Annotated in this window: 15 protein-coding genes; 14 read left to right on the top strand and 1 reads right to left on the bottom strand. The window is 41.0% G+C overall.

Going from position 1 to position 16101, the window contains the following annotated elements:
• Nucleotides 1–2034 (top strand): beta-galactosidase, encoded by a 2034-nt coding sequence (locus ABE099_RS10615; protein WP_430030082.1) that lies wholly within the window; start codon nucleotides 1–3, stop codon nucleotides 2032–2034.
• Nucleotides 2035–3030 (top strand): phosphotransferase family protein, encoded by a 996-nt coding sequence (locus ABE099_RS10610; RefSeq protein ID WP_430030080.1) that lies wholly within the window; start codon nucleotides 2035–2037, stop codon nucleotides 3028–3030.
• A 106-nt stretch (nucleotides 3031–3136) separates the two neighbouring features.
• On the opposite strand, the gene ABE099_RS10605 is transcribed toward ABE099_RS10610, so the two are convergent.
• Entirely contained in the window at nucleotides 3137–4210 is a 1074-nt protein-coding gene (locus tag ABE099_RS10605; protein WP_430030078.1) for a M42 family metallopeptidase, read from the bottom strand.
• A 1151-nt stretch (nucleotides 4211–5361) separates the two neighbouring features.
• On the opposite strand from ABE099_RS10605, the gene spoVAC reads away from it, so the two are divergent.
• From spoVAC to yqeK, 12 genes are all read left to right on the top strand, one after another.
• Nucleotides 5362–5862 (top strand): stage V sporulation protein AC, encoded by a 501-nt coding sequence (spoVAC, locus tag ABE099_RS10600; protein ID WP_430030075.1) that lies wholly within the window; start codon nucleotides 5362–5364, stop codon nucleotides 5860–5862.
• A gap of 2 nt (nucleotides 5863–5864) precedes the next feature.
• Complete coding sequence (spoVAD, locus tag ABE099_RS10595; protein WP_430030073.1) at nucleotides 5865–6875, top strand: stage V sporulation protein AD; 1011 nt, start codon at nucleotides 5865–5867, stop codon at nucleotides 6873–6875.
• A gap of 5 nt (nucleotides 6876–6880) precedes the next feature.
• On the top strand, nucleotides 6881–7231 hold the full coding sequence (spoVAE, locus tag ABE099_RS10590) for a stage V sporulation protein AE (protein ID WP_430030071.1): 351 nt from the start codon (nucleotides 6881–6883) through the stop codon (nucleotides 7229–7231).
• Between the two features lie 111 nt (nucleotides 7232–7342).
• Nucleotides 7343–8299 carry an AAA family ATPase gene (locus tag ABE099_RS10585; RefSeq protein WP_430030069.1) on the top strand — a complete coding sequence of 319 codons (957 nt, stop codon included), beginning with the start codon at nucleotides 7343–7345 and terminating at the stop codon, nucleotides 8297–8299.
• A gap of 3 nt (nucleotides 8300–8302) precedes the next feature.
• Complete coding sequence (locus ABE099_RS10580; protein ID WP_430030067.1) at nucleotides 8303–9505, top strand: DUF58 domain-containing protein; 1203 nt, start codon at nucleotides 8303–8305, stop codon at nucleotides 9503–9505.
• Nucleotides 9506–9548: 43 nt separating this feature from the next.
• Nucleotides 9549–11726: a transglutaminase TgpA family protein gene (locus tag ABE099_RS10575; protein WP_430030065.1), complete on the top strand. Its 2178-nt coding sequence runs from the start codon at nucleotides 9549–9551 to the stop codon at nucleotides 11724–11726.
• A 47-nt stretch (nucleotides 11727–11773) separates the two neighbouring features.
• The gene (locus ABE099_RS10570; RefSeq protein ID WP_430030063.1) at nucleotides 11774–12298 is read left to right on the top strand and encodes a YqeG family HAD IIIA-type phosphatase; all 525 of its coding nucleotides are present in this window, start codon (nucleotides 11774–11776) and stop codon (nucleotides 12296–12298) included.
• Nucleotides 12298–13425, top strand: coding sequence for a ribosome biogenesis GTPase YqeH (gene yqeH / locus ABE099_RS10565; RefSeq protein WP_430030060.1), 1128 nt, complete (start codon nucleotides 12298–12300; stop codon nucleotides 13423–13425). The genes ABE099_RS10570 and yqeH overlap by 1 nt, the downstream gene beginning before the upstream one ends.
• A gap of 12 nt (nucleotides 13426–13437) precedes the next feature.
• Nucleotides 13438–14265: a shikimate dehydrogenase gene (gene aroE / locus ABE099_RS10560; RefSeq protein WP_430030057.1), complete on the top strand. Its 828-nt coding sequence runs from the start codon at nucleotides 13438–13440 to the stop codon at nucleotides 14263–14265.
• Between the two features lie 366 nt (nucleotides 14266–14631).
• On the top strand, nucleotides 14632–14928 hold the full coding sequence (gene yhbY, locus ABE099_RS10555) for a ribosome assembly RNA-binding protein YhbY (RefSeq protein WP_210087937.1): 297 nt from the start codon (nucleotides 14632–14634) through the stop codon (nucleotides 14926–14928).
• A 12-nt stretch (nucleotides 14929–14940) separates the two neighbouring features.
• The gene (locus ABE099_RS10550) at nucleotides 14941–15531 is read left to right on the top strand and encodes a nicotinate-nucleotide adenylyltransferase (protein WP_430030054.1); all 591 of its coding nucleotides are present in this window, start codon (nucleotides 14941–14943) and stop codon (nucleotides 15529–15531) included.
• Complete coding sequence (gene yqeK, locus ABE099_RS10545; protein ID WP_430030052.1) at nucleotides 15518–16090, top strand: bis(5'-nucleosyl)-tetraphosphatase (symmetrical) YqeK; 573 nt, start codon at nucleotides 15518–15520, stop codon at nucleotides 16088–16090. The genes ABE099_RS10550 and yqeK overlap by 14 nt, the downstream gene beginning before the upstream one ends.
• The last annotated feature ends 11 nt before the right edge of the window (nucleotides 16091–16101 follow it).

The raw sequence follows: 16101 nt of genomic DNA, 5'->3' as shown, positions 1-16101 counted from the left end.
ATGATTAATAATAAGTTGCCAAAAATTTGGTATGGTGGCGATTATAATCCAGAGCAATGGGACGCACAGACATGGCAAGAAGACGATCGTATGTTTAAGCTAGCAGGGATCGATGTGGCTACAATTAACGTATTTTCATGGGCAATGATTCAACCAGATGAGGAAAGCTATGATTTTTCATTTTTAGATCAAACGATGGATCGTCTATATAACAATGGTACGTACATTTGTCTAGCGACGGGGACAGCGGCACATCCTGCATGGATGGCGAAACGTTACCCAGATGTACGCCGAGTTGATGTGCAAGGAAGAAAGCGGAAATTTGGAGGCAGACACAATTCCTGTCCCAATAGTCCAACTTACCGTAAATATGCTACAAGATTAGCAGGTAAACTTGCTGAGCGCTATAAAGATCACCCCGGCTTATTAATTTGGCACGTTTCAAATGAATATGGAGGGTATTGCTATTGTGATAATTGTGAAGCTGCTTTTAGAGTGTGGCTGAAGCAACGCTACGGTAGCATTAAAGAGCTTAATAAAGCTTGGAACACTGCTTTTTGGGGACATACCTTTTACGATTGGGATGAGGTTGTAGCACCAAACGATTTGAGTGAGGAATGGGCAGGCGGGCGTACAAACTTCCAAGGTATATCACTTGATTACCGTCGGTTTATGTCGCAGAGCCTCCTTGATGTATACAAGCTAGAATATGACGAAATCAAAAAGCATACACCAGACATTCCTGTGACGACAAATTTGATGGGCACATATCAAGAGTTGGATTATTTTGAGTGGGCAAAACATTTAGATGTCGTGTCATGGGATAACTATCCTTCATTAGATACACCCGTGAGCTATACAGCAATGACACATGATTTGATGAGAGGCGTTAAGCAGGGTCAGCCATTTATGCTCATGGAGCAAACACCGAGCCAACAAAATTGGCAAGCCTATAATTCATTAAAACGTCCAGGCGTGATGCGGTTATGGAGTTATCAAGCTGTGGCGCATGGTGCGGATACGGTTATGTTTTTCCAATTGCGTCGTTCGATTGGAGCTTGTGAAAAGTACCATGGGGCTGTCATTGAGCATGTTGGGCATGAGCATACACGTGTATTTCGGGAATGTGCTGAGCTTGGGAAAGAGCTAGTTACGTTATCTGATTCTATTTTAGATGCTAGAGGTAATGCCAAAGTAGGCATTATATTTGATTGGGAAAATCGTTGGGCAACAGAGCTTTCAAGTGGACCTACGATTGCTTTGAATTACGTAAGTGAGGTTCATAAATATTATGATGCTTTATTCCAGCAAAATATTGAAAGTGATATGGTTGGTGTAGAAGCAGATTTCAGTCAATATAAAGTCATTATCGCCCCTGTGATGTATATGGTGAAGCAAGGCTTTGCTAAAAAGGTAGAGGAGTTTGTTGCGGCAGGCGGGACGGTTATTACTACCTTCTTTAGTGGAATTGTAAATGAAAATGATCTTGTTACCACAGGCGGATATCCTGGTGAACTCCGTTCCTTGTTAGGCATATGGGCAGAGGAGATTGATGCTTTATTCCCTGAGCATAAAAATGCAATCGTGATGAAAAAAACATGGGGAGCATTAAAAGATTCCTATGAATGCGGTTTATTATGCGATATTATTCATAGTGAAGGTGCTGAAGTTCTTGCTGAATATGGAGATGACTTCTATCAAGGTTCACCTGTGCTAACAGTAAATGCTTTTGGCAAAGGAAAAGCGTATTATGTGGCTACAAGTCCTGAGCCTGCATTTTTGCAAGGCTTGTTAGCAAATGTATGTGAAGAACAAAATATTAAGCCATTAGTCCATGCCCCTACAGGACTAGAGTCAACCGAGCGTGTTAAGGACGGGGAATCATTCCTATTTTTACTTAATCATAATGCAAATGATGTTCAGGTGGAAATTGGAGAGGAGACCAGAGTTGATTTACTTACAGGTCAGGCTTATTCAGGGCAAGTGACTGTAACGGGACGTGGTGTAATGATTCTGAAAGGAGCAGCACACTAGTTGGATAATGCAATTAAACCAGTGCTTAATGAAACCCAGCTTAAACACATCGTTACATATGTATTTGGTGAAAATACAGGTGACTTTGTTGCAGTTGAATTGAAGGATGGTTTTTTTAACAGTGCCTACGCCATTACCTTAGGGTCGGGGAAACGTTATGTGCTCAAATTAGCGCCACTTGATGATAGTGGGTTTATGCGTTATGAGCACAATATGATGCAAACAGAGGTTGAAGTGCTTCGGTTATTACGTGAAAAAACGGATGTACCTGTCCCACAGGTGTATGCGTATGAAACAGCTTGTCCAGTGTATGATGCCTCTTTCTTTGTTATGGATTTTATAGAAGGTGATTCATATTACAAGGTGAAGGATGCTTTACCTGAAGTTGAGCGTGAAGCCATTGAGCACCAGCTTGGCGTTTTTACTTCCTCAATTAATAGCTTACGTGGGAAGCGATTTGGCTACTATGCGCTTGAGGAGATGCAGGGAGATAGCTGGTCACAAGTGTTTTTGAGTATGATCGATAGCCTTATGATTGACGCAAGTCATAAAGATGTGGAACTGCCTGCACCGGCTGATAAAATTACAGGGGCATGTAAACGTTTCATATCTAGTTTAGATGAGGTGAAGATCCCCTCTCTTGTGCATTGGGATTTATGGGAAGGCAATATTTTCGTTAAGGATGGACAAATCGTTGGCATTATTGATACGGAGAGAGCGTTGTGGGGAGACCCACTGATGGAGTATTATTTCCGTTCATTTATGCAATCACCTGCACATTTGAAGGGATATGGGCAGGAACAATTTACTAAGTCAGAATCTGAACGTATTCTGATGTATGATTTGTATTTAGCGCTTATTCTTCATATTGAATGTACGTACAGAGGTTATACCAATGAGAGACATATTAATTGGGCAAAAGGTCATTTGCAGCGGACTTGGGACTCTGTTTTGGCTGACATCAATGGGAATAGTGAGCGTAATGAGGTCAGTTAAACCTAATGCAGGATAATCTATTTTGTAATATACCCTTTTATTAAAAAATGATGCCTTTTCGTCTGCTTTATTTTTATAAAGTGACGAAAGGCATCGTTTTTTCTAGCTAGCTGCGCTCTAAAATTGTATTTAACGTTGTTTGGTCTAAGCCACGTACCAGCTGAACAAGCAATTCTTTAGCAGCAGCATAATCATCTGTATGAATAATCGATGAAGATGTATGAATGTAACGAGAGCAGATGCCAATAATTGAAGAAGGTACGCCTTTCCCACTAACATGAACCTGTCCTGCATCTGTTCCGCCTGGAGATACAAAATATTGATATTTTACTTTATGCGTATCCGCTGTATCCTGAATATATTCTACAAGTCCACGGTGGGTAAGCATCGTTGGGTCATAAATCCGTAATAAAGCACCTTCCCCAAGCTTACCAAATACATCCTTACTTCCCATCATATCATTGGCAGCACTCGCATCTAAACCAAAGAAAATGTCTGGCTCAATAAGATTTGCAGCCGTTCTTGCTCCACGTAGCCCAAGCTCCTCTTGTACTGTTGCTCCACAATATAAGGTGTTTGGTAATTTTTCCGTATGCAGACGTTCCATGAGCTCAATCGCAAGACCTACACCATAACGATTGTCCCATGCTTTTGCCATAATTTTTTTTGGATTAACAAGTGGAGTGAATTCGCAGATTGGGACAATTTGTAGTCCTGGTTTGATACCGTGACGCTCTGCTTCCTCTCTACTGTCCGCGCCAATGTCTAAATACATCGTTTTAATATCTACAGGCTTGTTGCGATCTGCTTCTTGAAGCAAGTGAGTTGGAATCGAACCCACAACCCCGATAACAGGTCCGTTTTCAGTAATGATTTGTAATTTTTGTGCCAAAACAGCTTGACTCCACCAACCACCAAGCGGTTGGAAATACACCATTCCATTATCACTAATTCTTGTTGTCATGAAGCCCACTTCATCCATGTGGCCTGCAACCATGACCTTAGGACCTGCCTCGTTACCACGTAACACACCAAATAAGCTTCCTAAATTATCTTGCACAAACTCATCCGTATAAGCCGCTAGCTTTGTTTTCATAAAGCTCCGTAATTCGCGTTCAAAGCCGGGAGCAGATGGAAATTCAGTTAAGGTTTTAAATAATTGCATCGTTTCTTGATTCATATTTATTCCCTTCCTTACTTCAATAGATATTGACATGCACTTCTTTCCAATGGGACACATAACATATTTTATATTACACCACACTGGAATAGAAATACAGGGGAATGGAAGTACAGGAGGATTGTAGCGATGGAGGTAAGGCATAAGGATACTGTTGTTATTTTGGTGTTGTTTGTTTTGCTCGTACTGATACTGGTGGCGGCGTTTTGAAGGATGCCTCTAGCGCTCTTAAATCTGGATTCCTGTGTTTGTAGGTTAGGGTGGGAATCCAGAGTTTAAATGCGCTGTCAGCATTCCTTCAAAACCCCTCCACCGTAGGTTAAAAGAAGGTGCGATTCCTGCTTTGCTTTGGAATCGTTCCATTAATAAGAACGTTAGTTAAACTTAATTATCGTCTCTGATTAAGTTTTTTCGTTTTGTTTGTTACGTTTTGAGGGAAGCTGCCAGCCCTCTTAAATCTGGATTCCTATGACTGTATGTATTTTGGTGGAATCCAGCTTTAAATGCGCCCGCTTCGCTTGCCAACTTCCTTCTCACTCCACACTCGGGGAAATAATGTGATTTCCTGCTGTGCATGAGGAATCATTTTGGGGAGAAGATTAAGTTCAAAAGATTAAGTTCAAGACCATTATAAAGACGGTATGGAAGATGTGTACACTCCGTTGCACCTTCCATAAAAAGAAAACAATTAAGAACGCAGATTTAAGCGTGCACATTGCTTGTCATTTTCCTTCACACTTCACCCTGGAGAGGGAAGACTGTGATTCCTTGAATCCATTAGGAATCACGAGTTGGACAAGTCATCGGTTGCATGATCCTCAGTAAAAAAATAACATGGATGATTTACCAACATAACTATGTGTGAATTGACAAATACTGAATATACAACAAGGTGATCCTTAAGTTTTAGGAATTCAATCAAGGCTCAATTTTGCAATCAGTGCTTGACAACCAACCCAATTTAGCGAAGAGACAGAGAGATTCTGAAGATCGTCTTTTAAAATCGGATTGCAGCTACTAAGTTTATGTCAATAATAAGGGATCTGATTTTAACAACGATCGTAAGAACTCTCTGTATCGTAGCTTCTGGCGGCCAACTGTTTTCAAGTGCTGATTTATAAATAGAGCCTCAATACAAAGGAGAAATTGATATGCCCGCAAAAAGTAAATCAGGCATGAAGGTCAAGTTAAATTCCTTGCTTTTAACTGAACAAGATTATAAGCAAATTGCTGATAGTCATAACCCTAAGGTCAATATATTTACGAATTGCTTGAAAGCTTTTTTAGTTGGGGGGACGATTTGCTTACTTGGTCAATGTGTGCAACAGCTTTTTATGACTTTTGGCGGTATGACGGCTAGACAAGCTAGCAGTCCTACTGCGGCGGTAATGATTATTATTGCGATTATTTTAACGTGTTTTGGTGTTTACGATAAAATTGCGCAATGGGCTGGCGCAGGTTCGGCGGTTCCAATTACCGGTTTTGCCAATTCAATGTGCTCCTCTGCTTTAGAGTCTCGCTCAGAAGGGCTAGTGCTTGGGGTAGGTGCAAATATGTTCAAGCTAGCAGGATCGGTTATTGTGTTTGGTGTATTTGCCGCCTTTGTAGTTGGTGTCATTCACGTTATTTTTGGTCTTGGAGGTGTTCATTAACGATGCTGATCGGTTCTCAAACATGGGAGTTTCGTAATAAACCCGTTATTATTGGTGCCGCCACGGTAGTTGGGCCAGAGGAAGGTGAAGGTCCTTTAGCTAGTGATTTTGATTTTACTTATGACAACCTTGAAATAAACGAAAAAACATGGGAAAAGGCAGAAAGAAAGCTGCTTGAGCATGCGGCTTCTCTTGCATTAGTTCATGCCAACATTTCTAAGGATGAGCTTAGCTTTTTTATCGGTGGAGATTTGATGAACCAAATTATTAGTGCGACGTTTGCAGCACGCCACCTAATGGCGCCGTATATTGGTATCTTTGGCGCATGCTCTACTTCAATGGAAAGCTTGGCACTTGCTTCCTTTATTGTGGATGCAGGTGGAGCTAATTATGTATTAGCAGGCACAGCAAGCCATAACTGTACAGCAGAAAAGCAGTTCCGTTATCCAACGGAATATGGCTCGCAGAAGCCTCCAACGGCACAATACACGGTTACAGGTGCAGGTTGTGGGGTAGTGACAAGCACAGGATCAGGACCACGAGTGACGCATGCAACGATTGGGAAAATTCAAGATTTAGGGGTAACGGATCCTTTTAATATGGGAGCAGCAATGGCTCCGGCTGCGGCTGATACGATTGTCACTCACTTTAAGGATACAGGTCGCTCACCTGCGGATTATGATCTCATTGTTACTGGAGATTTAGCGACTGTTGGTCATGAAATTGTTAGTGACCTGTTAAAACGTGATGGCGTAGATATGAGCTTAACCGACTTTAAAGATTGTGGCTTGATGGTATATGACTTAGAAAATCAGCCTTTTGTAATTGCTGGTGGAAGTGGTTGTGGTTGCTCGGCAGTCGTTACTTACGGACATATATTAAAAAAATTAAAAAATAAAGAGCTTCGTCGTGTATTAATTGTGGCTACAGGTGCGTTGTTATCGCCATTGTCTTTCCAACAAGGGGAAAGCATTCCTTGTATTGCCCACGGTGTAGTTCTAGAAAGTGAGTGAAATGTATGATATTTTTCTGGGCGTTTGTAATTGGCGGTTTATTTTGTGTTGTTGGACAATTAATGTTTGATGTGCTCAAGTTATCCCCTGCTCATACGATGAGTACATTAGTTGTTACTGGGGCAGTGATGGATGCGTTTGGCTTATATGATCCAATTGTTAAATTTGCGGGTGCAGGTGCCACAATTCCCATTACCAGCTTTGGTAATTCACTTGTTCATGGTGCTTTAACAGAACTGCAAAGAGATGGCTGGATTGGGGTCATTACAGGGATATTTGATGTCACAAGTGCAGGGATTTCTGCTGCGATTATTTTCTCATTTCTTGCTGCTTTAGTGGTACGCCCCAAGGGGTAAGTGTTTTCATGTAAATAATGTCTATGTGCAAACTATGTTCAAAAAGTATACTTCCCTTCGTCATATCATGTACAATATGAGTACTGATATCATGTTTGGGAGGTATTTTTTGTGCCAATAGAACATAATTCTACACAAATCATTGCCAATATTAAAGCAAATCTAGAGCAATGTATTTTAGGGAAATCATTTGAAATTGAATTGTTATTAACGTCATTATTAGCTGGGGGACATTTATTGATTGAGGATGTTCCAGGTACGGGGAAAACTCAATTAATTAAAGCTTTAGCTAAATCGATAAGTGGAGAATATCGCCGGATCCAGTGTAACCCTGATATTTTACCAAGTGACATTACGGGCGTATCTGTCTTTCACCCCCATGAGGAAAAGTTTGTATTCCGACCAGGACCGGTTATGACTAATATTTTGTTAGCAGATGAAATCAACCGAGCTACAACTAAAACTCAATCTGCATTGTTAGAGGTGATGGAGGAGCGCAATGTAACTGCGGATGGCGAGACGTATGCCCTGCCACATCCCTTCATGTTATGCGCAACCCAAAACCCGATTGATTTTGAAGGAACCTACACGTTGCCAGAAGCACAGCTAGATCGATTTATGATGCGTTTTAAGCTTGGTTACCCTGAAGCTGCCATTGAAAAGCAGATGTTATCCTCACATCGTATGGGACAACCTGTCGATACGCTTCAGGCTGTTGCAACTATGGATGAAATTGCGATGCTGCAAGCTCAGGTTCGTAACATTTTTATTCATGATGCTTTGACTGATTATCTACTATCTATTGTTCATGCGACTAGAAATCATCCTCTTATTGCGCTTGGCGCAAGTCCAAGAGCTTCTTTGGCTTTAGTTATGGCTGTAAAAGCATTTGCGCTTATTCATGAACGTGATTTTGTATTGCCTGACGATATTAAGCTGTTGACACCGTATGTACTTAATCATCGCTTGGTGCTTCACCCAGAGGCTAGGCTAGATCAAGTTAACTCGGCAAAATTGATGGAGCGCATTTTAGAGCAGGTGCGTGTACCCGTTTCAGTGGGGAATTAGCATATGTCACATCTATTGCGCAAACGAAGCAAGCCCGCAGGGTTTTGGATTGTTTTGTCCATTTGGGTAGTTTGTTTGTTTTATTTATTGTTTGAAGGTGGCAAGATTCCGATGATGCTGCTAGCGATGATTTCGATTTTGACCTGTTATTGGATGATTGGTCGTTTTAATGGAATTCAGCGTTTGAAGCTGGAAAGGAATTTTGCCATAACACAGGGATATATTCATGCAGGTGAGCATGTTGCTGTCAATTTACGAATTACCCCTCCTAAATTTATATCGATTCCATATCTAGTAGTCAGCGAAGTGCTTCAGCGTCACAATGGTGAAAAGTGGTCTTTTGAAAGCAGTATAGTTCCCAATCACCAGCAAGGCACTGAAATGCATTATGTTACCCCACCCTTAGAGCGAGGTACATATAATTTTGCGCCTACAACGTGTCAAGGCAAAGATTTATTTGGTATTATCACTTATTCAGGTAGCTTCGAAACATCTGGTGTGCTGCGTGTTTTGCCAAGAACGATATTTATTCCACATTGGGATATGTATAGTGGGCAAGTGTGGCTAAAAGGTTCAGAGCTAACCTCAAAGACATCTAGACGGGAAACGACACAAATTAACGGAATTAGGGATTATGCCTATGGCGATAAAATGTCCCGTATTCATTGGGCGGCAACAGCAAAAACGGGTGCTTGGAAATCAAAAGAATTTGAGAGAGAAACATTACCCAAAATCATTGTTGTTCTTGATGCGCACCAAGCAAGCTACACACAAGCGGAGCAATTTGAGCTCGCGGTGTCTACTACAGCCTCCATTTTAGAGTATGGGGTCAGAGAAGGGTTATCGGTCGGTTTATGTACGTTAGCACATGAAATAACTCCATTTGCGCCTGCTGGTGTTGTGTCTGTTCAACAAATGTTGCGGCACTTGGTTGACATAGACGTAACAGGCAGTGGCAAGCATGAGCATCGCCTTGAATCGATATCACATTATTTTAACTCAGGCTGTTTTTTTGTTTTTGTTAGTCCAATGCCTTCCACTGAGCTTATAGACGTATTCCGTTTTGCCAAAAGTAAGCTGATGACCCCTTATCATATCCAAATTGGGGATGAAAATGTAGGCCAAACAAAACGAAGCTTGGCGGGTATATATATCACTTCCTTGCAGCAATTACCCATTATGATGGGAGGTGGACGTACTGCATAAGTTTAGCAAAATAAGAAGTGCTTATTGGTACTCTAGCTTTAGTGTGCTTTGGCTGCTTATTATTGCCCTTCAGTGGATTAAATATGGGGATGGAATTTGGTATAAAGAAACGAGTGTTTTAATTTTAACCACGATTGGAATAGTGGCAGTATGTGAGCTTTTGCTTCCTAAATATACGAGATGGAAATGGATTGTTAAAGGAATTGCAATATTAATTGCGTGGCTGATTATTTCTAATCGTTACGACATTTATGTACCACTTGAAAATTCTACTTTAAAGGAACAAATCGCAACAATATTTAATGTATTTGCACCTTATTTTTGGTTTGCAATCTCAGCTTGGATTGTGTTTGAGTTTTTACTCAATTTTATGCACTCTATCCGTAACATTTTATTTATAGTTGGCGTTTCTATCATTGCGCTTAGCATATTGGACTCATTTAGCGAATTTTATTTATGGACACATGTAGCATGGATGGTTTTTGCTGGCTTAGGTTGGTTAGTTTGTCTTCATCTTAGACAGTTTCAGGTCAAATTTCCGGAGGGATGGGGACAGCTACGTAAACAACCAATTCGTATTTTGGCTGATATCATCTTTACGTTTGCCTGTGTGCTTCTCATCGGTATTAATATGCCTGCAGTATCACCTACCTTAACAGATCCGTATACAGCATGGATTAGCCGAGATCAGGGAGTAAACACAACTGGGGGATCAGGTCAAGCAGGAAATGGAAGCTCAGGCACGCAAGGAGAAGGACCAAGTGTTTCATCAGGGTATGGGCGTGACGATACAAGCTTGGGTGGTAGCTTCAATTTTAATTATGAAACAGTGTTTAAGGTAGAATCCTCTGTAAAAAACTATTGGCGTGGTGAAACGAGGCTCACTTATTCGGGAGAAGGCTGGAGTGACACTGACGATAAATCAGGTACGGTCACCTATTCATCAGGTGAATTGCCAGAAACTGAATCTGCTCAAAAGCTCAAAACAAGAGAGGTTCAGCAAACCTTTACAATGCAAACGAATCGTAAATATCCTGTTCTATTTGGTGCGTATACCATGCGACAGGTACAACTAAAGGATAACCGTGAAAATGCCCCTAATATGAAATGGCAACGAAGAGAAGGCGAGCTTTATTGGCATGGCTTTGAGGGGGATCAACGGCTAACTGATTATCCAAGTCAATATACGGTGACATCGGAGATACCGATTGTACCCGTAGATGAATTAGCTAAACAAAGCTATGATCAGTTATATTCACAGCAACCTCCTACACGTTATCTACAGTTACCTACAAGCCTACCGAATCGAGTAGTTGATTTAGCTGCAAATGTTAGTAAGGAAGGAAAAACACCTTACGACAAGGTAGTGCTTTTAAGGGATTATTTACGTTCAACCTATCGATATAGCAATCGTCCTGATTTAACGCTCAAGCGAAGTGACGATTTTGTTGAGGGGTTTTTGTTTGAAATTAAAGAGGGATATTGTGATTATTTTTCAACCTCATTAGTTGTGATGGCTCGATCGCAAGGCATTCCTGCTAGATGGGTGAAAGGTTTTGCACCAGGCTCACTTACGAATGCGGGTGTGCAAGATGGTGAAACGAAAACGCATTATCAAGTTACAAACGCCGATGCTCATTCCTGGGCTGAAATTTATTTCGGTGAGGACTATGGGTGGGTGACGTTTGAAGCAACACCAGGCTTTAGTGCGCCAGAGCTAACTTCACAGCAAAATAACCAAGAGCAAGAGATTAAGCCTGAGGAAGAACAAAAGCAAGAACAAGAAAAGCAAGCTCAATCACAACCAAAAAAAGAAGATGCTTCTTGGATTGATCCAACAGTTGGTGTAATCATTGTGATTGCTGCGATTGTAATTGTTGTTTTATGGCTAATACTAAGATTTAGAGAAGTCATTTACTATGGAGTATTAGGGCTACGTAAAGGACGAACTTTAAGCTTTGGAGATAAGGCAATTCATAGTGTTATGGTCATGGTTAAACGCCTCAAACGTAAAGGATATGAGTGGAATGAGAGCCAAACCTTACGCGAAGCCTTTGAAACATGGATTCAGCTTGCTCCTGAATCAGCACCTAAGTTAGATCTTATTTTACAAAAGTTTGAAAAGGGGAGCTATAGCCCTGATATGATTACTGAGCAAGAATGGAGATTAATACAATCACTCACTGTACAAGTTGTTAAGGAAATGAAGCCTGTAAGTTAGACATAAATTATGGTATAGTTTGTCGTATGAAATAGAGGTGAACGTATTTGTTTGAGAAATTCTTGCCTAAATTGCGTGTAAATAGTGTGTATGACTTGGATTTAGACGCACTTTATGCTTCAGGCTATCGGTATATTATGACGGATCTGGATAATACGCTAGTTGGAGCTAAAGCCCCTTTAGCTACGCCAGAGCTGATAGAGTGGTTCAAGTTAATAAAGGAAAAAGGCTTTAAGTTAATTATCGTATCCAACAATAACTTAGGTAGAGTCTCCGCTTTTTCAGCGCCTTTAAATATTGAATTTGTGCATACTGCCAGAAAACCATCTACCTCCGCTTTCCTTAGAGCGATGAAAATGATGGGGGGACAGCCACAAGAAACGATTATGATTGGTGATCAGCTTATGACAGACATTTTTGGAGGTAACCGACTCGGGTTATATACCGTGTTGGTACTTCCTATTGCTGTGGCGGATGAAGGTTGGGGTACACGGATTAACCGAAGACTTGAGAAATTTGTGAAACGAAGCTTGAAAAAGGCTGGACTATGGACCTGGGAGGACAAAAATTAATGAATCAACCGCAAGAAGCTAATGCAGAGAAACGATGCAGTGGCTGTGGAATTACACTACAAACGATCGATCAAAATAAGCCGGGGTATATCCCTGCGTCAGCATTAGAACGTGAGCCGGTCATATGCCAACGCTGTTTTAGAATTAAAAACTATAATGAATCCTCATCTGTAACGGTAGAACAGGATGAATTTCTAAGACTGTTATCGCAAATTGGCGGGAAGCAGGCATTAGTGATTCATATTGTTGATATTTTTGATTTTCAAGGCAGTGTTATATCTGGATTACAACGGTTTGTAGGGAACAATCCTGTTTTATTGGCTGTAAATAAAATTGATTTGCTACCTAAAGTTACGAATTGGAACAAAGTACGGAATTGGGTGCAAAAGGAAGCCAAAGAAATTGGTATTAAAATTGAAGATGTGATTTTGTGTAGTGCCAAGCAAAACAGCGGATTTGACCGTTTGTTAGAAGCGATTGCTGAATATCGTGGTAGACATGATGTGTATGTGGTAGGCTCTACGAATGTAGGGAAATCTACATTAATCAATCGCCTAATTCGGGATTATAGCGACTTAGATCAAGAGTTGACGGTATCTCGTTATCCCGGAACTACATTGGATATGGTACACATTCCACTTGATGATGGAGCGTCTATCATCGATACACCAGGAATTGTCTATCCTTCACGTTACAGTGAATTGGTTGCACCTGAGGATCTTGGACTGTTGTTACCAGACAAGCCACTAAAGCCGGCGGTTTATCAATTAAATGAAGGACAAAGTATATTTATGGGTGGGTTTGCACGGTTTGATTTTGTTCAAGGCAACCGTCAGTCCTTTACATTTTTTAATAGCAGCCGGATTCCATTACATCGTACGAAGCTTGAGAAAGCAGATGAGCTATTTGCCAATCATGCAGGCGTGATGTTATCCCCTCCAAGTGCTGAAAATATTGCGAAATTGCCAGAATGGACAAGACATGAATTCCGTATTGGTAAAGGAAAACGTAGTGATATTTTCATTTCAGGACTAGGCTGGATCAAATTAAATAGTGAGGATGGAGCAACAGTAGCCGTTCATTTGCCTAAAGGAGTTAAGGTGATGGTTCGTCCATCCTTAATTTAGGGGGAATAGGGTATGTTACTTGGTGTCATGGGGAATCCAATTGCCCATTCAAAGTCACCTGTGATGCATAATGCAGCACTTGCAGCGTGTAACATTCATGGTCATTATGTGCCACTGCATGTGACTGAATTAGCACTTAAGGAAGCGATAGCTGGAATCGTAGCGATGAATTTTCGTGGTGTGAATGTCACTGTCCCCCACAAAATAGAAGTGATGAAATATGTGGATCAGCTTGATGAGGCGGCAAGGCAGATTGGTGCTGTGAATACGATCGTGAATCAAGATGGTTATTTGGTTGGCTACAATACAGATGGGATTGGATATATTCGCTCACTTAAAGAGGAAGTTATGTCCGATTTAAAGGGCAAGTCAGTGTTAGTGATTGGGTGCGGTGGTGCAGCAAGAGGTATTATTTATGCTTTGCTAAGTGAATTGCCAAGTCAAGTGATTGTTGCCAATCGGACAGTCGAGAATGCTTATGCACTTGCTAAGGAATGGTCGGATCGAGGAAATATTGAGGGCTGTAGCTTAGATGAGGTTGCGGTTAAGGCACAGCAGGTTGATTTAATTATTAATACGACCTCTGTTGGTATGCATCCACACATCCAAAATTGTCCGATTGAGCCTGGTCATATTCCTTCTGGTATTGTAGTAAGTGATTTAATTTATAATCCATTGGAAACGGCGCTACTGCAACATGCTAAGGCAAAGGGGTGCCGCATTCATAACGGTTTTGGTATGTTCATCTATCAAGGAGCGTACGCCTTTGAATATTGGACAGGAATACCAGCCCCGATTGAGGAAATGAAGCAGGCAGTGAATCTAAGTTTGGGTACTTGACAATAAAAAGGCTCAACTTAGAAATTAGTGGCTGACAGGAAGCAAAAATAGCGAAGGGGTAGAGGGATGGTGGAGAAGTGAACACGTACGCCTTTACAGACTGTTTTTCAACCGATAAATGTCTAATTCAAGAAAATCAGGCTGTAACGGGGGTCGAAGCCACCCTCTGCACCGTAGCTGCTTTCCTCAGAAGTTAGCAACCACTAATTTTGGTTTTGAGTCTAAAAAAGGAATATGATTTTAACAACAATCGTAATAACTCTTTGGATGGTCGCTACTAGCTTCTAGTCGTTGTCAAGTACAGTTTTTGATTTAGATAGACGTTGCTGAAACAGAAATTGATGAAATAAGGGAGTTTTGACTTACATGTTAACAGGAAAGCAAAAACGTTTTTTGCGCGGTTTGGCGCACAATCTTGATCCAATCTTTCAAGTAGGTAAAGGTGGGGTTAATGAGCATTTGTACACTCATGTCTCTGAAGCAATCGAGAAAAGAGAGCTAATTAAGGTTTCTATTTTGAATAACAATCTAGATGACCCTAAAGAAATCGCTCAGGCGGTAGCAGATGGAGCAGGTGCAGAGCTTGTGCAATTGATAGGCAGAACAATTATTTTGTATAAGGAATCTCAAAACTATAAGCAAATTGAGCTTCCTTCGAACTAATGGGAGAGCACCATGAAAAAGATTGGGATTATGGGCGGTGCATTTGACCCGATTCATCTAGGGCATCTGCTTGCTGCTGAAGCCGCTAGAGAGCAATATGGATTAGAGGAGGTATGGTTTATGCCCTCCCATACGCCTCCACATAAGCATGAAGCAGGCGTGAGTGCGAAGGAACGACTAACGATGGTAGAGCTAGCCACTTCTACAAATGCTTCGTTTAAAACATTGGACATCGAATTAAAACGAGGTGGAATTTCGTATACCATTGATACGATTACAGAATTAAAATCAATGTATCCTACATTCGACTTTCATTTTATTATTGGGGCAGATATGGTGAATTATTTACCTAAATGGCAGGGTATAAATGAGCTCGTTGACATGTTAACCTTTATTGGACTTCAGCGTCCAGGCAGCTTTTTAGAGCTTGATATTTTGCCTAGTCATATTCAAAGCGCTGTAAAACTGGCAGATATGCCACTTGTTGATATTTCATCAAGCTTAATTCGTAGACAAATCGTGGCTGGTCAGTCCGTGCGCTATATGGTTCCTGAATCTGTTTATGAATATATGATAAGAGGTGGCTTATATGGGATACACTAGAGATGAGCTCATTCAAATTGTATCTTCACAGATGCCTGCAAAACGTTGGAAACATGTCGAAGGTGTTATGTCCTCCGCAGTTTTACTAAGCCAGCGGTACGGTGCTGACCCTGTGAAGGCAGATATGGCAGCATTGTTACACGACTTAGCTAAATATTGGCCTATAGAAAAGCAGGAAGCAGTCATTAAAGAGAATAACCTGAATCAAGAGTTGCTCTTATACGATAAACAGCTTTTACATGGTGAGGTGGGGGCATTTATTGCCCAGCGTGATTATGGAATTACGGAATCTGAAATTTTAGATGCCGTTAAATACCATACCTCTGGTCGTGTAAACATGACGTTGATGGATAAAATAATATGTTTAGCTGATTATATTGAGCCAGGTCGAGATTTTCCAGGTGTAAACAACATTAGAGCTTTAGCTGAAACAAGTCTAGATGAAGCCTTAATTGCGGGGCTAGATTCCACGATTACTTTTCTTATCGAGCAACGTAAGGTGATTTATCCAATCACTTTACTTGCACGTAATGACTTAGTTCAAGCATTAAATAAATAATTTGGAGATGA

Source organism: Paenibacillus turicensis (genome assembly GCF_050461185.1).
Lineage (GTDB): Bacteria > Bacillota > Bacilli > Paenibacillales > Paenibacillaceae > Fontibacillus > Fontibacillus turicensis_A.
Note: the sequence above shows the minus strand (reverse complement) of the source record. Positions and strands in the feature narration are given on the sequence as shown.